The following is a 20,992-nucleotide window of genomic DNA, read 5'->3' as shown; positions in this document are numbered from 1 at the left end:
AAAACCGGGTGGGCATATGGCTCACCCGGTTTCTCATTTCAAAACTATGGAAGCATTTCTTTTCCTGTTAAACTGAGGAAGTAAAAGACATGATGCCTTCGAAAGGAGATAGACTGGATGCCTACTGAGAAGCTGCAACATATCCTAAGCCAAATAGAAGCGGCACGTTCCATCCGTCAAACCGACGAGGACAGCTTTACCTCCATCCTGGAAGCAGCAAGACAAGAGTTGATTCAGCTTGCACGAGAATATCCTACCGATGCAAAAGTGATGTATGAATGCGCAGCTGCTCACGATCGATTAGGACTGGAGGCTGAGGCCGTTCCTTACTACGAGACCGCTATCACCCTGGGTACGCTGGACGTAGAGGACCTTCGCGGAGCTTATTTAGGACTTGGCAGTACATATCGTTGTCTTGGACAGGTTGAAAAATCGATATCCTTGTTAACCAAAGGAATCTCCCTCTATCCCGAAGATCATTCCTTGCGCGTATTTCTGTCCCTCGCCAAATATAACGCCAAAGACTACGAGGGTTCTGTGCAGCTCCTGCTGGATAGCCTGCTTGAGACATCGTCTTCCGAGCACATACAGCTTTATCGCCGTGCGATCCGCTATTATCGGGACCGTTTGTATCAGACTTGGTAGACTCGTTTTTTTGTTGGGAACATTCCTGCTATTGTTTTTTCCATAAACTGTTATACTATTCTTGTCAAATGCAAAGGAGTTGATTACATGTCTAGAGAAACTTGGACAGCTGTCGATCGTTACTTTTCCGAATTGCTTTTACCGAATGACCCGATTCTGGATGCTGCTTTGCAGGATAATGCCGATGCTGGCCTCCCATCCATAGACGTTGCTCCTAACCAAGGAAAGCTGCTGAATCTGCTTGCTACGATCCAAGGAGCCCGCACGATTTTGGAAATCGGCACACTAGGCGGCTATAGCACCATCTGGCTCGCTCGAGCGCTTCCCCAGGGTGGCCGATTAATCACTCTGGAGTCCAATCCCAAGCACGCAGAAGTAGCGAGAAAAAATATCGAACGGGCCGGACTCGATCACGTTGTTGAAATTCGCCTTGGCCACGCGTTGGACTCTCTTGCTCAATTGGACGCAGAAGGACATGGACCTTTCGATTTGTTTTTCATTGATGCAGACAAGCAGAGCAACTCGGAATATTTCCAATGGGCGCTCAATCACTCCCGAAAAGGCAGTCTGATCATCACTGACAATGTAGTGCGAAACGGCAATGTTGTGGATGAAACCAGCACTGACCCTAGCGTAGAGGGAGTTCGTCGCTTTACCGAGCTCGTCGCGGCTGAGCCTCGCGTAAGTGCCACAGCACTTCAGACAGTTGGAAGTAAAGGGTACGACGGCTTCGCTATTGCTGTCGTTACTGACGAGAAATAATCACTTTGTGCAGACCCGTCCCGCTACTTTAGGAGATGGGTTTTGCTTTACAATGGGAGGCGAGAGTATGCAAGGACTTGTTCGTTTTGGTAAATACTTTGGCTTTGTCATGCTGATCGGTCTGGTATTACAGGTTTTGGTTGAGTTTGACCGTGTAATGCTTGAGGAGGCTAAGATGTCATTTGATCGCCTTTCATACTTTGTGTACCTTTCCCTATACCCAATATTGCTTGGTATACTTTTCGCCATCCCTCACCTCTTTCGTGAGCGAAAAAATGCTGGAAAATGGACGTATGACTGGGTAAAAGGCCTTGCCATCGGATTGCCGGCTCTCTTTGGGGCAACTGTATTATTACATTACTACACGCCACTCGGGGACTATGTATCTGTCTTACTTCGGTATAAGGAATTTCCCATCGTTAGTGGAATTGCACTAGGGTATACGGTTCTCACCAGTTTTCACAAAGCAAAAAGCATGTAGCTACGTAAACGAACCCAGCTGTTTGATGATGGCTCCGTTTTTTCTGACAAAGATAGCCTTACTTTAATTGAGTGTTTCGCATATTTTTCGCCCACAAATTGGATAACCTAACATGAGTTTGTAACCATGGAGGTAATAACATGAGTTGGGTTCTTATATGGCAGAGCGTAGGAGTAATTGTACTCGGTACTCTTTTGCTACGAATCGCAGGTAGAAAATCAATTTCTCAAATGACTATGGCCCAAGTTATTGTAATGATCGGTCTTGGTACTTTGATCATTCAACCGATAACCGGTAATGGTTACTGGCCTACTTTTCTATTAGCAGCCGTTTTGGTCATCGTCATGATATTGATGGAATACCTTGAGATTAAATCTAACGGATTCGAAACTTTTATTACTGGTAAGGCAGTTATTGTAATTGAAGATGGGCAATTGCTTGAAGGTAATATGCGCAAACTCAGGCTAACAGCTGATAAGCTTGAAATGCGACTACGACAAGCTGGCATATCAACCATTTCAGACGTTGAATGGGCGACAATTGAAGTAAGTGGAAACTTAGGGTACCAACTCAAATTGGAAAAGCAACCTGCTACGAAAGAAGATATACAAAGGTTAATCGATATTCTTGAGAATCGAATACCAAATACTGAGCCCATTTTACCAAATAACATTTTTACAGAGCTTCAACATGGACATCAAAATCCACATCCAACCAATCTCCAGTAGGCTAATAATGTTACATCCAAATAATCTGAACCGGCATCGATGGTCCTGATGCTATTCTCGATGGCCAGTTTCCCGTTTTGGCCCCAGCTACCGGAATACCTGACCAATCTGTTGTCTATTGCTCGTACAGCAGCGCTTTGGCAATCCCGATAAAATACTCCGATTCGCGGCGAATGTGGTTCAAAACCGTGATGGCCGTTGGATTATGTTTCAATGCTTCGCTCTCGGTACCCAACTGATTTAGCAACAAAATAAACTGTTCGCTTTCTTGTAAAGCAAACTGCACAAGATCCAGCACGTCCTTGTAAAACTCTGGCCGAAGATACTGTCCACCTCGGACAGCAGTTTCGATATATTGAACAAACTTGGCTTGAGTTTGTGACAAAGCCTGTTCCCAGGCTTGCAGTGCCTGAACAAACTGGGGCTCCAGATTGGGTACAAGCGCCCGTATCACCTCCGTATGCTCCGCCTCCTGAAGCTTCCAAAACTCGCCCTCATCCAAAATCCGTAGTGGCATTTGTTCTCCATAATAAAATCGCATACCTATTCCCCTTTCCACGAAATTCGATTTCCACTGTAGCCTATGCGCATACGCCCAGGAGGTTAACAAATTCCCTCGAGCAACTGAGAGGCCCCAGGAAATTTGATTTTGCCCTGCAATTCTGTAATTTTAACTAAAAAAAAATCCCCACTCGCTCAAAGGCGAATGGGGTTACGTAAGGGGTAGTACGTAAAGAAAATACGTGAATACTATTATAGTAGATGATATTCATGTTCATGACTACAAGTATATATAGGTACATTTACCTATAGTTAGGAGAAGCTAGAGATTACGGCTCCTCACCTAGAAAAAACGATCCCTCCCGCAAAGACTGCGAGAAGAATCGTGCTATTACTTAAAGGCAATTTGTGATTCCAGCATGTAATTGACTAACACATCGGCAAATGCTTCTGCTGTATTGTAGCACTCTTCCAGGGTGTTGTTCGTTCCCCCAAACTCGAGAAGCAGGGCTCCACCGGAAATAGACTGATTGTACACGCCATTTCCTTCATTCGTCCCTTTCAAAATAATTCCTCGGGACAAGCCCGGATAGGAAGCTTCCAGTCGGGCATGCAGGTTTTCGGCCAGCCGTTTATTTTCTGGATGGTTTGGATTCGCCGTTCCGATCACAAACAGCATCCGTGAGTACGTCTTGCCATTCAGGGTAATTGCTACCTTGCTGCGCGGCTCATCACTGTCTCGATGAATATCGAAAATGTACTTCAGGTTAGGGCTTGTTGAGGCAGCTGCAGCGACCGCTTTGTACGATTCTGTATAGGACATCGAGTAGCTTTTCTTTTGTTCAGCCAGCTTCTTGGCAAAATCGTCCTGATTGGCCATCGATGGAATACCTCTAGCCTGCAACAGCTCGCCAAGTCGTTTTCCAACCAAGGTGATGTTGATCTCTGGATCATCTACTGAGCTTCCCTGCTGGTTCTTCGCAATATTACGCCACGACTCACGGTTATGGGTGTGGTAAATATAAACGGTCTCATTGCCAACCATTCCTTGGTTGTAGCCGACTCCAGATGTCGTTCCCCCACTACCTGCCTGACCTGTACTGGAAGACACTCGATCAACGATCCAGCCAGCAATATAAGCGGTAGAATTGTCAGCCAATCGGATTAAATACCAATCTCCTTGTTCCTGAACGACTGGAAACACTTGTCCGGGTTGAACTGTGGCAACAACCGCATACGTGGTCCCTGGACCATTACGCAAATTCGTATCCGCATTCCTTACTCGAATGAGATCTTCTGCTTGTCCGACCGGGGGATCGTAGCTGCCCGGAAAGTCTCCAACTTGTCCCGGAGCTGGATTTTCCTGACCGATCGGCTTGAAAATGTATGCGTAGGTACCATTGAAATTAATCGTGTACCAGCCGTCTGCATAACCATAATGAGTGACCGCTGTCCCTGCATTCAGCTGCCCTACGACCTGACCCAAAATATTAGGCTCGACATAGACTTCGTGCCATTCTTGCAGAACAAGAGTATTTGCCGTTTGCCCATTCCCTGTATCCGTTGGAGGTATATACGGAGGTGGTTCTGGTACTGGCACTGGTACCGGTGTAGGAGCTGGGGTTGGGGTCGGTACCGGATTCGGGGTAGGTGGCGGGCTCGGTGCTGGTGCAGACGTTTCCGCTAAGAATCGGGCATTTACCCACCCGTTTGTGTTATTGGACAGCTTGATTTGTGCCCAATCCCCTTGTTTCTTCACTTGCAGGAAAACACCTTTTTGATCGATAATCTGCAATATTTGCGCAGTGGCATTCGGTTCAGCCCGAACATTCAACATGTCGGCGGTGCTCTTTACATAGATGATTCTTGGCACATCTATCATCTTGACATACTTGTTGTTCAGCCAACCCGTCTTTCCATTCGGCAGCTTCACTTGTGTCCAGCCGTTGTTTTGTTGCTTAACGATTGGCAGTCTTGTAGCTTTTGTGATGGTTCCGACGATTTGCGTGGTGGTATCCGGAGCACTGCGTATATTCAGTTGATCAACAGTTACCTCGACATGCGTAGCAGCGTGAGCAGACGACAGCGGCATCAACAAGACCAGGGAACAAACAGCAGCAATGATGGTTTTTTTTCGTGAAAACAACAGCCTCGTTCCTCTCTGTTCGACTCGATATGACTGGAAATAACATCCTGTCAGTAAAAGGTTCTCGATTGAGTTACATATTCCTTCAATCTGCGACATTTTTTCTTGACAAAATGCACACAATCAAAAAATCCCACGCCTGAAAACATGGGATTTTCATCATTTCCACCTCACTGCATGCCTACAGTTTGCAAGCGAACCCCTGCATATTTCTGTGGGAGATACTTGCAGGAAGCAGATTGGTCTTTTTTCAGATGTCGATTCATGAAGCACAGCGTTGCTTCATTGATGATTTTGTGCTGCTCCACTATATTTGGACTAAGCATCTCGATGAGTGGTGAATAGAGTGGGATATCTGTAAAGCTCAGATGACCTGCCTGCTCCAGATGGAGGATGCTTCCTTTGTTCGCCAGCACGTGCTCTCTTCTTTGTTGTTCGATCTGTTCCATTTCGGGCGGCGATGCCAGTTCCTCTACTTCAAAGCCACCTTGTAGTACCATGACTGGTCGATCCAGTGCTTCTGAATGAGCTTCTCCATACATATATCCGTCCATATTGATTGCAGCTTGGAATGCCCGATTTTTGTATAAAACGTCTACAGCAGCAGCTCCCCCCTGTGAATGCCCAATCACTCCGAGCCTTGCAAAGTCGATCTTACCGATCAAGGGGCTATTTGCATTTTCCTCACCCATGCGCTTCATTTGTTCGAGAACAAATACAATATCTTTTGTCTGTTCATTGATAATCGGGATGGTGGCTTCATTTTGCACCTGATATTCCATAGGTAGGTGGGAGGATGTGTCTGTAAACACCTCGTATGTACCGTCCGCATACGTCGTAAGCAGAGCAGTTCCCGGATGCTCCACGGCTACAACGACATAACCATGGCTTGCCAGCTCGATCGTTTGAAAGGAATTCGTAAATCGTGCTCCGAGCATATTTCCATGAGAGAAGAAAAGCAAAGGCGCCTTCTCCAGATCAGGTGCAAATGACGCATTACTATAGGCATTTGTCTTTATTAAATCTATATACCGGAGCCATTGCAAGGGCAGTCCATAACGCTTATGCAGCACCGCCGAAAATTCGGGTAAATCTGAAATGTACCTTTCTTCTATCGACGAATTGTCCGTTGCTGCCGGATACCAGACTTGTGTCTTCACCCTCCTCGGCTTTCCGTCAACAGCTGTTCGGCTAGTATCCGTCCATGTGTAGCTTACGGTCCCAACCTGATACGGACCCGTCGGCTTTTCAAACGAGAATACGGGAAGCAAAACAGGCAACACAGCTGCTATCAAAGTAACTGGAAGCGCGACGATACTAAGCAAAATCGGTGTACGCATTCCAGTCCTTTCGCTTGGCGTACGCTGCAGGCTCCAAACCACGTACTTCCACAAAACAAGCAATACACTGACATACACGGGAGCCATTTGCCAGCGCCCGCCCTCGATGATGAGATGACAAAGACAGATGATGAGCAGAAGCAGTGGTGCACCTCGCAGGCTGATGACACCAGGCCTTTTCCGAAGCCAGATCACTTGCCACAATAGCGACATGCTTGCGATAAGCAGTAGTACTTCAAACAGTCTCACGTATGTAATCCCCCTCGTTGACCACTCTTCATTATTAAGTAATGATAATATTTAATCAAACTTAACTATTAATCAAAAAAAGAGAAACTACTTCTGCGTTTTCTCTTTTTCAATGATTGCCTTGAACCTTGAAAAGATTCCCTTCAGGTTTATTAGATCTTCAACATCCAGCTTGGAATAAAAACGATCAATAATCGAGAGTTCAATTTTCTCGCTGTTCTCCATATACTTGATTCCTGCATTATCCAGCTCAACAAAAATCTCTCTTCGATTGTCCGGGTTAATGGAACGCTTGATGTAGCCGGCTTTCTCCAGCTTATTGAGGTTTTGGCTGACAGCACTCGGCGTAATGTTCATGATCTTCGAAAGCTCACCCGTGAGAAGACGTCCCCGCTGATGAATATGCCCCAGCAAAATGATTTGGCTATTGGTGATATTCTCATCCAGCAAGGCGTGATATTCTTCCGTCAACATGGTATTACACGCATAATCAAGACCGTTTATCTCGCGGACAAAGGCAGTAAGCTCTTCTCTGTTCATTTCATCACCATTAATAGTTAAGTTAACTTAATTATAATATAGAAGCTTCCTGCCAGCTTGTCAATTCTGTTTTCCAAGCAAAAAAGCCACCCTTTTGTGAGTGGCATTTTCCTCAAGCTTCGTCTACTGATCCGCTTGAATTCGAATATAGGAAACATTTTTTACATTAATGACAATGTCATCATATTGAAGCCAACCGTCGTTTTGATTCGCGATCATTTGAATAATTTCTTCTGGCTCAGACGTTCTAACGGTAACCGTATCACCTTCTGAAAAATGGAAAACGAGCTTTTTTACCTCTAGCATACGATCCTCTCCTACTTCCATTTAATTGCGTGCAGTGGCTTTTAGAACGCCACTCCCCCATCGCTTGCCTCTTGATTAGTATCGGAAGGAACTCCCTTGTGCTGAATACATTTTTCCATTCTCTTGTCATCTTTTCATTCTTTTCACATTTACCGCCGAAAAATTAGGTTAACGAAAGTTAGCTGTCTTCGCATCTTCCATCCTGTACAATGAACCGTGGTTTGACTTCAAATTTTTGGAAAAGGGGAGTGCATGGCTTGAAGGTTTGGCTAAAGTCAGTTCAATCCGGTAAATATTTGAAAGGCAGCTTGCAGTATGATCGTACCAATACGGAGCTGTATGCATCTGGTACCGGATTTGACCAAATGGAAGTGTATACGCTTGTCGGTGTTGATGGACCTACTATTGTCCACGGTTCAAAAATCGTCATTCGCACCGCAAACAGTCTTTATCTTCACCCGCTACAAGGAGGAGGAAACGGAGTCCAGCTCAGCCTATGGGGGTCTGGAGAGGAAACCTTTATTATTGAACGAGCAAATGGAAACGCTGGGATCATCACGAATAACGACATTATCACGTTAAAAACTCGTACTGGTCACTATCTTACCGTCGACATCCATCAAAAAAACAAATTGGGAGCACAAACCAACATAGCAACTGCCCGTGAGCAATTTTCACTCGAAGTTATTGAACATCGCGGGGAGCCTTTGAACATAGTAGCTTTTGGCGATTCCATCATCTGGGGTCAAGGCTTATATAACAAGGACAAGTTTACATACTTAACCCGGCAATGGCTAGAAAGCGTTACCCAGTGTCCTACGAATCTGTTTGTTTTCGCTCATTCCGGTGCAACGATTGAGCCGATCAGCGACGATGATACATTCAGAGAAAATCAATATGTCGTGCGTGCAGATGATGAAAGAAATCTATGGAAGCCTACTCCTCCAGGTGAAGTCAATTATTCATATCCCTCCGTCCACGAACAAGTCAAAAGCGCTTCGATCAAGCTGCCTCGCTGGCACCATGTCTCGCCTGAAAAAGTCGATCTGATCCTGATCGATGGCGGCATCAATGACTTGGGACCCGTGACCATTTGTACGCCCTTCTCCTCTGAAGGATGGATTATTGACCAGACAGAAAAAGCCGTTACACGGGCGAGAGACATGATATTGACTGCTCTAAAGCAGTACCCAAATGCAAAAATCCTGATCACGGACTACTATCAAATCATTTCCAGGTATTCGAATCCGATCATCCTCAAAATTCTTGGTTTATTTCGGGATCATTTTACGTCGGAAGCTGATCTTTCCGCTTCCATGATCGCAGCAAGCGCTCAGCCGGATATCGTCATGAACGAGGAAATCCTCAAGAATTTTACGTTGGAACAAATCGAGGACCATCATATTGCCATGCTCTATAACGAGTTAAACCAATTGGGATTATTAGAAAAGCTGGAGGAGCTTGAAGAGATTGCTGAGGAAGATACGGAAGATACTCTCACCGCCTCTTCGGATCAACTCGCTTCACTTCGGACCATCAAGCAGCAAATGATCGCCAATTGTCAAACATTCGCGCGAAAAATGAATGCCGGCTTACAAGAGATAGCAAACGAGTTTTCAGATCGTGTACAAGTGGCGAAGTGCGGTTATGAAGAAAAGAACGCTGTGTTAGCATATGACACTTCTCTATGGGGTTTAGCACCCTTTCTACAACCGGAAGACCCGGTTCAAGCAGAGAGATTCGCGGATGCCATCAAGTGGGGAAAAAGTGTAGGTCACGGCAGAGCGAAAACCAAGATCGCTTCTCTCGGCCATCCTCACGTCAAAGGAGCACAGAAATATGCCAGCGGCGTTCGCTATGCCCTACAGAGCACAGGCTGGCTAGTCGATATGAATGGCCTCATTCAGCGTATCTTCAAACAGATTTTGCAGCGAGAAGCTTCTGCCCATGAAATTGAAGACATTCGCGGGCAATTCCTAAGCGGCTCGACTGTAAGGGATGTCATCATCCAGAAGGCTACCTCTGAGGAGTTTTGGAAATCGTTTATCAATGTAGACGAGCGAACCGCCATTTTTAACATGATCAGCCACCTCCTCAGCAGAAAACCACGTGACTACGAATATGCGAAATGGCCAAACTTCAGAGACGAAAAAAGCTGGAAAAACACCGTCAAAGAAATCGTGGCTTCCAAAGAGTACCAGGAACGTTTTGGTGACTGGGAGGTTCCTTCGCCTGGACGAAATCGGATTGAACAAGGCGTTTACTTGTTCCAGTACAAAGAGCACGAAGGGACCGTAGCACTCGACCATATCAACGCCAATCTGGTAACGGGAACCTCTCCAATCTGGCGTCATCATTGGACGAAAAACTGGACGATTGTACAACCCTTTACTTTCCAAGGAGCCAATTATTTGGCCGGTTATAAGGCGCATAGCGGAGAATTTTTTATCGACCAATATACTTTTGACTTTGACGGTACGAAATCGGTATGGAAACAGACCTGGACGAAGAATTGGTCGATTCTTCAACCGTTCCAAATGAAAGATAAACAATTTTTGTTTGGATATCGTGGGCGTGACGGTGATTTTTTCATCGACGAATTGAACAATGGTCTACAAGGTACGAACACAAAACTCAAGGGTAGATGGACTACAGGCTGGTCTAGCGTGAGTCCATTCTATATAGGCGATGAAGTTTACCTGTTCGGTTATCGCAGTTCAGACGGAAAATATTTTATCGACCAAATCAAGTGGGACGAAACAGGGTTTGGGCTCAAGTCTTACAGCTCAGGGAAGCGTTGGTCAAAGGGGTATTCCATTGTAAAGCCGTTCTACGGAACAGATGGAAAGGTCTATATTTTCGGCTATAGAAGCGGTGATGGACATTATTTCATAGACAGAGTAAACGATGACCTTTCTGGAACCCAGTCACATGGCTCAGGAGATTGGACGAGCGGATGGTCGAGCATATCTCCCTTCTATCGAGATGGGCACGTTTATTTGTTTGGTTACCGAAATAAGGATGGGAAAGTCTTTATTGATAAAATCAACGACGACCACAACAAGTCAGAGGATGTTATGTATAAGCATTGGACGACTGGATGGACAACTGTCATTCCTGCTTTCAGTATCGAAGAATGATTTCGGCTTATCTTGTCGATCCCTAAAATGATGAAAGCCAGTTCAACACTAATTCCTGTGTTAACTGGCTTTTTTGTATGATTCACCACAAAAATTTAATCTTTACCTGCAGTAAGTGTTCCTTGACAAATATTTTTATTTATGTTATGATAGAATATTTTTTATTTACAAACTACGTGCAACCTTTCATAATGTTCTGTAAGTAACTTTTTAAACGATTGTTTAGAGGGGTTGTACATAAGATGCAAGCACTGCCGTGTCAAGGCTGCAGAGGCTTATGCTGTGGTCCTGTTCCCATAACGGAGAAAGAATACAAGAACATTCAGAAGAAGGTTAAGTCCATGCCGAGGAAGCTTCGTGATGAGCTGCAAAAACAGCCTCGCCTCTACGGTACCTGTATGTTCTATGATCTGGATCGTGATCAATGTGGAATCCATGCTGCCCGCCCTGACATTTGCCGCATGTTTGGCTACCACAAAGACTTGGTCTGTTTCCGCAAACCGGAATTGGCTACGAAAGAGCCTGCGACGCTGAAACAGAAGCAGATTGGGTATTTGAGCATTGATATCACGTGGAAGGATTTTTAGAGTGAGCAGCCTTACAATGCTTCTGATGTCCGAAGCAATATACGTTTCCGTTAAATTTTTCGCGATTGGATAGGCAATATGCTGCGATTTTTTCCGTTACTTGCTTGCCGCAAATCTTACAATGGTTGCCTGTGATAATGCTGTTTTGGCTTGTTAACGCTTTCGTATCGTTACTTTTTATTCCTTCCACATGTGCTGCTCTTATCTTTGCATCTGTGATGTTTTCTTGCGCTAATGTGTAATACATAGACTCAATTTGTTCAGATGTAAACTTTTCTTCTTTTTGCAGCGCTTGAATTCGATTTATTTTGCGTTGAATAAACTCAGTAAGCTCGATATCATAAACGATTAAATCATTTGAGCCAATCTTCCTAAGCTCTGGATCAACACTGAACGTACAACGTCTAGTAAACGAAACGAGAGAAACGATGTGCTCCTTTTCTATCTGGATCATGCTACGAACCGATTCTACATGTCCATAATTTTGATAGAAGGGATTCATCATTTTAAAACGTTTATTCACCGTCCACTGCTTATCTTCCTTTCCACCTTTTATTTCGCCCGAATAGTTTTTCGTCTCAATAATAAAGACTGCATACGGTGTAAGAAGAACATGATCAATTTGCGAATACCCTGATTTCGCTTTCGGGTTGGCGAGTAGTAAATCAGTCAGATGCTTGTACGCTTTTGGCATCTGGTCTAACTGGATGTTGACCTTATACTCGCCAAGCTCTCCTTTTCGAAGGGATTTTTGGTCGCTTGCTTTTTTCGTTTCCTTCTTTCCTTTTTCCTCTTTCTTTGCTGGCGGCTGATTATTCCTTTTAAAAAGGTTTACTAGCTTGGATAACATGACAGGACTCTCCTCCATTCATCTTGTTACCCTTCTTCCCTTTTCAATTATTTTCCAAACAACTGCAAATAAAACACGAGTTCTCAGTCATAAATTTGGTTTTCACTAATGAAAACCAGCTTATGAATCATGACAGACTACACACCCCCACTCACTCATAAAAGCATGGTGGCGCGTGCAAATCGGGTAACCAGCAGGGAAGCTTTCTCGAAAGATGTCTCTCCACTCGGCATCATTTTGCTCATCAACATACGTGATATCAAACTGCTTTCAGCATGTCATCCAGTTTTTCTAATAGTGGGTTGATCGTCGATTCATTTGGTTGGTAATCGAGCGTTTGCCAACCTAATCCGGACATCGCTCCCTTGATCACTGATGAAAGAAATTGCTTTTCCTCTTCAAAACCTTTTATGGACCATGGGATCTCATTCAAATAAAAGCCCACTGTACCTATGCCTCTAACAGACTGATCCTGCTAGGCTAGCCAGACGATCAGTCCCTTGTGTCTTTCTGATATAGCCAGTCTGGTGCCAGCTAAAACGAGAATGGAGATGACAACGGAGGTAGTCCCGTTTGACATACTAATGCCGTCCTTCTCCATCCCTTCGTATAAATCAATGCAATTCCCCATGCGTATCCCCCGTCTATTTCTCCACTTCCATAACCATTACGTTAAACGCAGTCCCATTGTTTACAAAAGAGGACGTTTCAGTAAATCCCATTCTTGCATAAACCTTGGTTGCTCGGGCATTAAAGGCTGCCACACTTAGTCGCAAATATTCTGGTTTAAATCGCTGCCGGGCAAATGCAATTCCAGCTTGTAAAAATGACAGTCCTCTACCTTTACCGGTCCATTCAGGCTTCAGGCCCAGACCGATATCAAGCACGTTGTCCCCAGTATACAGATTTTGCTTTCGCCCTTGAGGAACTTGAGCATTTTGTCCAAAACAAAAAAAGCCCATCAACTGATGATCCTCGTCGCAAGCGGCATAATAGGTACCGTCCATCAGTTCCTGAAATGTTTCAGGGCTATCATCAAAATTATAAAACGAATACTCCAGTGGATATTTCCAGTTTACGATTTCTTTCGCTTCCGCCATTGTCATCAAATGAAAGTTCACTTCATACCCCTCCACAAAGCCTTTACGCTCACTTCGGTTTTGAATACCGATTTCCTGCTTCATTCCTTGGCAAAATGTTAACCTCGGAGTAAACGAAGACTTCATCCGAAATAAAAAAGGAGGGTCCGTTTTCAGTATTTACCTACAAATACTGTCATTTGGACACTCCCATTTTTCAATTCGTTTAGGACATGGAGTTCACGTATCCTTAATCTTCTGCTTCCATAAAGGCTTTAATACGTGCACCAACTTCATCACGAACTCGTTGAAATTCGGACCACTCTTTGCCCGCAGGATCGTCAAATCCCCAGTGAACGCGTTTTACGTGCGGAGGCGTGTTCGGGCAAACAGTATCTGCATGGCTGCATAGTGTCACGACCAGATCGGCCTTGTTTACTATTGCTGGGTCGATCACGTCTGATGTTTGCGAAGAGATGTCTATCCCCACCTCCTGCATCGCGCGAACGGCATTTGGGTTGACGCCATGAGCTTCAATCCCGGCTGAAAATACATCCCACTTGTCACCTAAGTATTTCTTTCCCCACGCTTCAGCCATTTGGCTACGGCAAGAATTTCCTGTGCACAAGAAGTAGATTGTTTTTTTGTTTTCCATGAAAGCCTCACCTTTTCGGATTAATTGGGAGAAGTGTTAGCAAAATGCTTGCGTTTGAACCATAATGCTACATGCACCAAGGCAATCATTACCGGAACTTCAACGAGTGGGCCAATAACAGCAGCAAAAGCGGCACCCGAGTGAATTCCAAACACACCAACGGCTACAGCGATCGCTAGCTCAAAGTTATTACTTCCTGCTGTAAAAGCAAGAGTCGTCGTAACCGGATAGGCGGCACCGATTTTCTTCCCCATAAAGAAAGAAATAAAGAACATCAATACGAAGTAAATAAGGAGTGGAATCGCAATGCGGACGACATCTAACGGTACACGAGCGATGCTCTCTCCTTTTATGGAGAACATCACCATGATGGTAAAGAGTAAAGCAATCAGTGTAACGGGGCTTATTTTTGGAATAAACACCTTCTCATACCACTGTCTACCTTTTGCTTTTACGAGAAACAGACGAGTCAGCATTCCTGCTAGAAAAGGAATCCCCAGGTAGATAAACACCGATTTGGCCACTTCTGCCATCGTAATGTTTATGACTGCGCCCTGGATGCCGAGCCATTCTGGAATAATGGTTACAAATACATAAGCATAGACGGAAAAGAACAGCATCTGAAATACGGAATTGAAAGCAACAAGACCCGCCGCATATTCTGCGTCCCCTTTTGCCAGGTCGTTCCAGACAATCACCATGGCAATGCATCGTGCCAAGCCAATCATAATCAATCCAACCATATATTCCGGTTTATCTGGCAAGAAAATGATCGCCAATACAAACATCAATACCGGGCCAATCACCCAATTCTGAATCAGGGACAGCAGCAAAACCTTCTTGTCCTTAAAAACACGTCCCATCTCCTCGTAGCGTACTTTTGCTAAAGGAGGATACATCATCAGAATTAAGCCGATGGCAAGGGGGATAGAGGTTGTGCCTATTTGCATGCTGTTCAACCCACTTGCCAAATCCGGGGCAAACGTACCGATAGCAATTCCAATCGCCATCGCAAGGAAAATCCACAGGGTCAAGAAACGATCTAAAAATGATAATTGTTTCATGAAGGTTCTCCTTTTTGGACTAGCAGCAAGAAGCGTTGTTTGCTCCCGTATTTGACTCTACACAGCAGGATGTGGACTCTGTTTTACGGATCTCACTGTCAGCCTTTGTGTAAAAAAACTCCCATTCATTTCCGTCTGGGTCCGTGACCCAAAATTTATCCTGAACGGCATAGCAGCATGTTGTATCCATCTCATCACGTGCGAAGAAGCCTTCGTTTTCCAGTCTTTGCTTATGGGCTGTGATTTCATCTGCACTCGCAACCTGGAATCCAAAGTGGTTCACTTGATTTCCATGAACGACATCCCGGACATTTAATGTAAAGTTAAGTCCCGGATTTTCCAGCAGAAACTTCGCATAATCTGCCTTTACCTTTACAGGCTGTGCACCGAATACCTTCTCATAGAATTCAACGGATTTTTCCAGATTGGTTACGTTAATCCCCACATGAGCATATTTCATTACTTCGTCCTCCTTTATTTTCTGTTCATCAAAAAAAATTGATATAAGGTTTAAAAAAATTAGCAGCAGCTCCCTTTCCCTGTTTTTCTGAAGATACAGCAAAGCTCTTCTGATAATAGATGGTTCACTTCGTCATCATTCAAATCGTAATAGCTCCATGTACCTTTTGTTTCTTTGATAATCAGGTTGGCGTCCAGCAAAATCTTGAGATGGTAGGACAGCTTGGATTGTGGCATATCAAAGATTTCTGTGAGGTCACATACGCATGTTTTACCTCTCTGGCAAAGCTCATACATAATTTCTAATCGCTTTTGATCTGCGAGGGCTTTGAATTTCTTCTCATATTGCCCCAATTGTTGTTTGATATCGATCATTGATTGCAACCTCATTCATCAACTTTTTTTGATGTTCTTATTATATGCACAGTTATCGAGGTGGTGCAATCTTTAAATCAATTTTTTTGATTTATTGACTTTCAAGGGCTCTCTCGCCAGATTTATTTTCTTCTCGCATGAAATATGGTTTTAAGAAAAAGCGGTTTATGTTAAATTGATTGGATAGTCTCCATCTTTAGAGGTGAATTTCATGGTAGCTGTTTTTGTCAGAACGGAATCGAATGAATTTAGCCAGATACAGCAGCAAATCGAAAAGTGCTTACCCTTTGTCGGAAAATCGGAGCATAAGATGTACATGGAATTCAGCACGTCTGGCACTGATGCTGAAAGACTAGGTTTATCGCAACTTGTGAAGGACATTCAATCCGGTATGATCTCCAAGGTTATTTGCGCTAGCTCAGATCGTATCTCTAATGATATGGCGGAGCTAAACGAATTCTTTCATCTCGTCCGTGGAAAATCGGTCGAACTCATTTTTGCCGGATGATTGCCGTCTGCCTGCTTTCTTCGCATCCTCAGGTTTACCCCCACTCATTAAACTCCACCTACAGAGATGGGAACGGATACCTGTTACGCTCTCATCTGGCTTTTGTGGCTCCGTTGTCCTGCGCAACCCAAAACCCCCAGTATACGTGCTTATCTTCGACTGAATTCATCCAATACCGATGAATGTACGAGCTACTCTTGTATCCTGCTGACTCACTACACTATCTTCTTGATTATGGAGTACATGGTTTGACAGACAAATCGGATTTTAGGAGTCGCAACCAGTCCACTGAACGTTATAGGGTAAAAATACCCCCGGGTTTTATCCCGAGGGCTGTTGATGGACTGCATTTTTAAGGAGTCGTTTCCGTGATTGGATTTCCATGGATGTCTATTATATTGCTAGTAAAAAAGATGTGAATATCTGTAAATTCGCCTGTCACATCCGTATAGACCGTTAAAATCGGGTTGTTCACATCAGAACGGTCCCAGTCCATAGAAAGAGCATGTTGGTCTCCATTCCATGCGGCTGGCCACTGGCCATCCATCGCCCTAAAGCTGTTAATTACCAGCGTTACATCCGTGTAGTCGAATGACTCACTTGATAGAGCCTTATTAAAATGAATCACGATCTTGGAAATGGTGCTCTCAGGTCCAACTGTTGCAATTGCAGGCGTTGTATCGCTATTCTCGACTTATCCCTTTTTTAAATGGTCGGGTTTTCGTTCGAGCCTACACCGGGCAGGCGACTTTCATCGCACACGGCGTTCCATCAACGAATAAGAAGATTTTTTTACAATGGGCAGCTTAATCATAAGTAAAATTCTCCCTCTGGTCTGCTATCTAAAGTTAATGCTGAGTTAACCTCAATTACGGGGCGAGGATAGTTCCTCAAGAAATATCACCTCTGGGCACATCCATGAATATCTTATAATCAATCCAACACTCAAGGTGAACAAAATGCAAAACAGAACAAAGCTCTCTGAGGCTTCAATGATTTCCATAATCAGAAATGGGTTACCCATATCGTCTTCTCCCAAACGCATCGTCATCGTCGGTGCTGGTATGACGGGACTCGTAGCAGGCTCACTCCTGAAAGAAGCAGGACATCAAGTGACAATACTGGAAGCTTCCAATCGCGTCGGCGGGCGTGTCTATACTATGCGTTCTCCATTTTATGATGGGCAATACTTCGAGGCTGGAGCGATGCGAATTCCTAGCACCCACCAGCTAACCTTGGAATACATTTCGAAATTTCGCCTGTCTCTCAATCATTTTATTAACCAGACACCGAATGATCTGATCCAGGTGAATGGAATAAAAACACGTCGTTGGATGTACGAACAAAATCCTGATATTCTTGGCTTTTTGGTAGCGCAGAATGAACGAGGTAAAACAGCTGATGCATTGGCCCAGCTCGCAATCAAGCCGATCCTCGATTATATTAACCTGGATCCCGAAAGACATTGGCCCATCATTACCGAAGAGTTTGATAAGTATTCCATGGAGCTTTTCTTGCGTTACAATCCTGTGGGTCCATCCTTGTCCACTGCAGCTGTCAATATGATTAATGTTATGTCAGGTTTCGAAGGCTTTCCCGAGCTTGCGTTTCTGGAAATTTTGCGCGACTTCATCCTCTTTTCTCCTTCGACTCGCTTTTTTGAAATCTCTGGTGGTTTTGATAAATTGCCCTCTGCCTTTTTGCCTCAACTACGCGAGAATATTCACTTTAACCATAAAATGACCACAATCAGCCAGCATGGAGAGCATGTGACTGTCTCTGGCTTGCAGACTTTAACTTCAGAGCCTTTCCAAGTGACGGCAGATTTTGCGATTGTCACCTTACCTTTTACTCTCTTACAGTTTGTTAAAGTGGAGCCCTACCACTTGTTCTCCTATCAAAAATGGGCGGCTATTCGCCAGCTCCATTACGTTTCCTCCACAAAAATCGGCATCCAATTTTCTTACCGCTTCTGGGAAGATAACGGCCTGTATGGAGGTAACTCTACTACGGACCTGCCCATTCGACTCTCTTATTATCCTAGTCATTATGTTGGAGCCCCAGGTGGAGTTGTCCTGGTTAGTTATACGTGGGAAGATGATGCCCTTCCCTGGATCAGCATGTCCAAAGATGAACAGATCACAACGGCTCTCAAAATCATGGCTAGTATCCATGGGGACGTGGTATATCAGTCGTTTGTGACGGGAGTTGTGCATAACTGGGCCGTCGATCCGTTTGCGGCGGGCGCCTTCACTATGTTTAAACCCTTACAGGAAACCGGAATCGGATCATATATTGAGACACCTGAGGGCAGAGTCCACTTCTCTGGTGAGCATGCTTCTGATTATCACGGGTGGATTCAAGGGGCGATTCAGTCAGCGGTACGTGCAGTGAGTGAGATAAACAGCATCCCTTAGATACAACCCTAAGGGATTTTTCGTGAGCTATTGTAATGAAACCTCAAACAGGTAAAATATGGTGGACGAATGTAAACTCCTCGATTAAACACGGACAAAAGAGATCCATGATATTGCCTTGGCGTCACTCCTAAAAGGATCTGCCTCGCTACCAGCTTCCTTTTTTTTAGGATGAATGAAGTTCACTAATCGCCCGTTTATAACGCTCCACCCTATCGAAGTCCTCTTTCGTTGGATTGGGGAGGCGTGTTAAATCGCAATTATCCTCTAGATCAGCCAATTTTACCAATTTTGCTATCGGGTCCTGTTTTGTTCTTTTGATAAAGTCCATATAGGTTTCACCCTCTCGCCGGGTTAAAGCAACTACACCCGCTACAACCTCACGAGACAACCCTGCTTGTAAAAGGTCTTCAGCCGTAACATTGGTATCTTCGAGAACATCGTGCAAAACAGCTGCGATCATCGTCTCCTCTGTATTCATCCGCAGCATGATCCTCAGCGGATGAAGGATATAAGGATTGCCGCCTTTGTCTACTTGCCCTGCGTGTGCCTGTGTCGCAATTAGAATGGCTTTCTCCAGTCTATTCATTTGTTCACACCTCTCGAACAGATTTCGAAGGATTGATACTGATCAGGCGTAATATCCTCCCTGAGCTAGGAATTCACCAGTTTCCTTGTAATGCCTCCATATCTTTGTAAAAGCTTTCAGAGCTAAAAATTGATGCTCTCTTTCGTCACTGGCTCGTTTCTTCACACGAACAATCTGATCCATACGAATACTGCTACCCTCAAAAGAACCTTGTAGCAGCAGTTCGATATCGTTGTAGTCTAATTCGAATAATCCATCCATCTGTCCACAATTTCCATACCGATATAGAGCGAGTGAACCGCATAGTGACACTCGCTCAAATTCAACACATATCGCCATTTTTACATGCTTCCCTTCAATCTGATACTGCCTTTTTTATCAAACACTTTTAAACATGTTGTCAATTCGTTGTCTGTCATAGTCTAGAATCCAGCTATTATACTTTCTGTACAGGCCACTTATAGAAAAAACATGGTTTGAAACTACATCAAGTCCTCTGTCATCATAAAGATGATAAATGATATGGGATCGCGGATTGATAAAATAAACGTCTTCCCTAGTAAAGGGCTGATTAAAATTGGGGAAGTCTTGGTATCCGAATGCTGTCAAAATGACTTTGTAATCAATTTCATCTCGTTTGCACCACACGCAGCTTTGAGAGCTTATCCCTGAAAGCTCGTCAGCCGCATCAAATATCTCTTCGAATAGAAAAACGGAACGCATCTTTACCGTTTGAAAGTAACTAGGCTGTTCAATTCCCCGGTAAGGCACGCCAATTTCGAACCGCAACCCTATCGGAGAGTGATAAAAAAGTGCTGGCGCCAGCTTTCATTCTGGAAAGCTTGCCTCCATATAATTGTTCAGTCTGTTCATTCCATCCATACGCTTGTTCCTCTCTCAAATCAAATATTTCATACCCATGATAATAAGTACCATTTTCGATTTACATTTCTTATATCCCTTTTTGCGTTGCCCCTAAACTAAAGTGGTTCTGTTGTTCCATTAACTTCCTTGTCGGCAGCGGAAATCGGCCAGTATCGTCTCCTTGATTACTTTTTACAGTTTTAATGGTTCTGCATTCTATTCATTCTCTTTTTCAAAGGATTCCGATAGCTTATAATTGTGAGAAAGGGGGGATTGCTATGGCACTTAACGAAATCAACCTACCTAGTTCCCCGAATATCCTTCATACGAAGGAACTGCCGGTGTTTGAAGTACAAGCTGACCTCAACCTCGCAAGCGGGTTTCACAAGCAATTGATTGAAATGATTGCTGAGTTCGAGAATGGTCTGGATGAACACCATGAAGTCGGGATTCGTCTCGTTTCGTTTGGACAAAACGTTACTTTGCGTGTAGAGGGTATAGGCTATTATAATCCAAGCCTCATTCGATTCTTCGGATCGGCAGAAGGAGGGGCGTCCATGGAGTTGATTCAGCATGTAAGTCAAATCAGCTTTCTGTTGATGGCTGTAAAAAAAGCTGATCCAGCGAATCCTCCTAAGCGGATTGGGTTTAAAGCGGCGGCAGAACAAGAGGGAGACGCGAGATAGCGTCTCTTTTTTCTTTCAATC

General features: G+C 44.3%; 24 protein-coding genes and 1 pseudogene. 9 read left to right on the top strand and 16 right to left on the bottom strand.

The features are described from left to right. Window positions 1-117: 117 nt before the first annotated feature. The 4 genes from SB752_RS09975 to SB752_RS09960 all read left to right on the top strand — a co-directional run bounded on the left by SB752_RS09975 (window position 118) and on the right by SB752_RS09960 (window position 2,616). On the top strand, window positions 118-645 hold the full coding sequence (locus SB752_RS09975; RefSeq protein WP_410715522.1) for a tetratricopeptide repeat protein: 528 nt from the start codon (window positions 118-120) through the stop codon (window positions 643-645). Between the two features lie 87 nt (window positions 646-732). Continuing rightward, window positions 733-1,407 (top strand): O-methyltransferase, encoded by a 675-nt coding sequence (locus tag SB752_RS09970; RefSeq protein WP_410715521.1) that lies wholly within the window; start codon window positions 733-735, stop codon window positions 1,405-1,407. Window positions 1,408-1,474: 67 nt separating this feature from the next. Next, a complete protein-coding gene (locus tag SB752_RS09965) occupies window positions 1,475-1,888 on the top strand; it encodes a hypothetical protein (protein WP_410715520.1) in 414 nt (137 codons plus the stop codon). Between the two features lie 140 nt (window positions 1,889-2,028). Beyond that, a complete protein-coding gene (locus SB752_RS09960) occupies window positions 2,029-2,616 on the top strand; it encodes a DUF421 domain-containing protein (RefSeq protein ID WP_410715519.1) in 588 nt (195 codons plus the stop codon). A gap of 115 nt (window positions 2,617-2,731) precedes the next feature. Here the strand turns inward: SB752_RS09960 and SB752_RS09955 are convergent, their stop codons facing one another. From SB752_RS09955 to SB752_RS09935, 5 genes are all read right to left on the bottom strand, one after another. Next, window positions 2,732-3,157 (bottom strand): DUF2935 domain-containing protein, encoded by a 426-nt coding sequence (locus tag SB752_RS09955; RefSeq protein ID WP_410715518.1) that lies wholly within the window; start codon window positions 3,155-3,157, stop codon window positions 2,732-2,734. A gap of 351 nt (window positions 3,158-3,508) precedes the next feature. Then, window positions 3,509-5,263 (bottom strand): stage II sporulation protein P, encoded by a 1,755-nt coding sequence (gene spoIIP / locus SB752_RS09950; protein ID WP_410715517.1) that lies wholly within the window; start codon window positions 5,261-5,263, stop codon window positions 3,509-3,511. A gap of 170 nt (window positions 5,264-5,433) precedes the next feature. Then, window positions 5,434-6,852, bottom strand: coding sequence for an alpha/beta hydrolase family protein (locus SB752_RS09945; RefSeq protein ID WP_410715516.1), 1,419 nt, complete (start codon window positions 6,850-6,852; stop codon window positions 5,434-5,436). 87 nt (window positions 6,853-6,939) lie between these two features. Further along, the gene (locus SB752_RS09940) at window positions 6,940-7,392 is read right to left on the bottom strand and encodes a MarR family winged helix-turn-helix transcriptional regulator (protein ID WP_410715515.1); all 453 of its coding nucleotides are present in this window, start codon (window positions 7,390-7,392) and stop codon (window positions 6,940-6,942) included. A gap of 123 nt (window positions 7,393-7,515) precedes the next feature. Next, window positions 7,516-7,698, bottom strand: a complete 183-nt coding sequence (locus SB752_RS09935; RefSeq protein WP_103110529.1) for a hypothetical protein — start codon at window positions 7,696-7,698, stop codon at window positions 7,516-7,518. Between the two features lie 257 nt (window positions 7,699-7,955). Here SB752_RS09935 and SB752_RS09930 point away from each other — a divergent pair, with 257 nt between their 5' ends. Then, window positions 7,956-10,838: a phycobilisome rod-core linker polypeptide gene (locus SB752_RS09930; protein WP_410715514.1), complete on the top strand. Its 2,883-nt coding sequence runs from the start codon at window positions 7,956-7,958 to the stop codon at window positions 10,836-10,838. 242 nt (window positions 10,839-11,080) lie between these two features. Then, complete coding sequence (locus SB752_RS09925) at window positions 11,081-11,425, top strand: YkgJ family cysteine cluster protein (RefSeq protein ID WP_410715513.1); 345 nt, start codon at window positions 11,081-11,083, stop codon at window positions 11,423-11,425. On the opposite strand, the gene SB752_RS09920 is transcribed toward SB752_RS09925, so the two are convergent. From SB752_RS09920 to arsR, 8 genes are all read right to left on the bottom strand, one after another. Then, window positions 11,406-12,275: a nuclease-related domain-containing protein gene (locus tag SB752_RS09920; RefSeq protein WP_410715512.1), complete on the bottom strand. Its 870-nt coding sequence runs from the start codon at window positions 12,273-12,275 to the stop codon at window positions 11,406-11,408. The genes SB752_RS09925 and SB752_RS09920 overlap by 20 nt on opposite strands. A gap of 259 nt (window positions 12,276-12,534) precedes the next feature. Then, complete coding sequence (locus SB752_RS09915) at window positions 12,535-12,720, bottom strand: hypothetical protein (protein WP_410715511.1); 186 nt, start codon at window positions 12,718-12,720, stop codon at window positions 12,535-12,537. A 30-nt stretch (window positions 12,721-12,750) separates the two neighbouring features. Continuing rightward, the gene (locus SB752_RS09910; protein ID WP_410715510.1) at window positions 12,751-12,906 is read right to left on the bottom strand and encodes a hypothetical protein; all 156 of its coding nucleotides are present in this window, start codon (window positions 12,904-12,906) and stop codon (window positions 12,751-12,753) included. A 13-nt stretch (window positions 12,907-12,919) separates the two neighbouring features. Further along, window positions 12,920-13,396 carry a GNAT family N-acetyltransferase gene (locus SB752_RS09905; protein WP_410715509.1) on the bottom strand — a complete coding sequence of 159 codons (477 nt, stop codon included), beginning with the start codon at window positions 13,394-13,396 and terminating at the stop codon, window positions 12,920-12,922. 208 nt (window positions 13,397-13,604) lie between these two features. Beyond that, entirely contained in the window at window positions 13,605-14,009 is a 405-nt protein-coding gene (gene arsC / locus SB752_RS09900; RefSeq protein ID WP_410715508.1) for an arsenate reductase (thioredoxin), read from the bottom strand. Between the two features lie 20 nt (window positions 14,010-14,029). After that, window positions 14,030-15,073: an ACR3 family arsenite efflux transporter gene (gene arsB / locus SB752_RS09895; protein WP_410715507.1), complete on the bottom strand. Its 1,044-nt coding sequence runs from the start codon at window positions 15,071-15,073 to the stop codon at window positions 14,030-14,032. Window positions 15,074-15,092: 19 nt separating this feature from the next. Further along, window positions 15,093-15,533, bottom strand: coding sequence for an ArsI/CadI family heavy metal resistance metalloenzyme (locus tag SB752_RS09890; protein WP_410715506.1), 441 nt, complete (start codon window positions 15,531-15,533; stop codon window positions 15,093-15,095). 59 nt (window positions 15,534-15,592) lie between these two features. After that, the gene (gene arsR, locus SB752_RS09885; RefSeq protein ID WP_410715505.1) at window positions 15,593-15,907 is read right to left on the bottom strand and encodes an arsenical resistance operon transcriptional regulator ArsR; all 315 of its coding nucleotides are present in this window, start codon (window positions 15,905-15,907) and stop codon (window positions 15,593-15,595) included. Window positions 15,908-16,118: 211 nt separating this feature from the next. Here arsR and SB752_RS09880 point away from each other — a divergent pair. Further along, window positions 16,119-16,349 (top strand): annotated as a pseudogene (locus tag SB752_RS09880) (recombinase family protein); the annotation flags it as partial. Between the two features lie 1,025 nt (window positions 16,350-17,374). Then, window positions 17,375-18,832 (top strand): flavin monoamine oxidase family protein, encoded by a 1,458-nt coding sequence (locus SB752_RS09875; RefSeq protein ID WP_410715504.1) that lies wholly within the window; start codon window positions 17,375-17,377, stop codon window positions 18,830-18,832. A gap of 166 nt (window positions 18,833-18,998) precedes the next feature. On the opposite strand, the gene SB752_RS09870 is transcribed toward SB752_RS09875, so the two are convergent. From SB752_RS09870 to SB752_RS09860, 3 genes are all read right to left on the bottom strand, one after another. Further along, window positions 18,999-19,421 (bottom strand): HD domain-containing protein, encoded by a 423-nt coding sequence (locus SB752_RS09870; RefSeq protein WP_410715503.1) that lies wholly within the window; start codon window positions 19,419-19,421, stop codon window positions 18,999-19,001. A gap of 42 nt (window positions 19,422-19,463) precedes the next feature. Continuing rightward, window positions 19,464-19,682, bottom strand: a complete 219-nt coding sequence (locus tag SB752_RS09865; RefSeq protein ID WP_410715502.1) for a hypothetical protein — start codon at window positions 19,680-19,682, stop codon at window positions 19,464-19,466. Window positions 19,683-19,799: 117 nt separating this feature from the next. Next, the gene (locus SB752_RS09860; RefSeq protein ID WP_486304117.1) at window positions 19,800-20,246 is read right to left on the bottom strand and encodes a DUF3885 domain-containing protein; all 447 of its coding nucleotides are present in this window, start codon (window positions 20,244-20,246) and stop codon (window positions 19,800-19,802) included. A gap of 317 nt (window positions 20,247-20,563) precedes the next feature. On the opposite strand from SB752_RS09860, the gene SB752_RS09855 reads away from it, so the two are divergent. After that, a complete protein-coding gene (locus SB752_RS09855) occupies window positions 20,564-20,971 on the top strand; it encodes a DUF6173 family protein (protein ID WP_410715501.1) in 408 nt (135 codons plus the stop codon). Window positions 20,972-20,992 lie beyond the last annotated feature (21 nt).

It is taken from the genome of Brevibacillus sp. SIMBA_040 (assembly GCF_046535075.1).
Lineage (GTDB): Bacteria > Bacillota > Bacilli > Brevibacillales > Brevibacillaceae > Brevibacillus.
The sequence above is the reverse complement of the archived record's forward strand: the minus strand, read 5'-3'. Positions and strand labels throughout refer to the sequence as shown.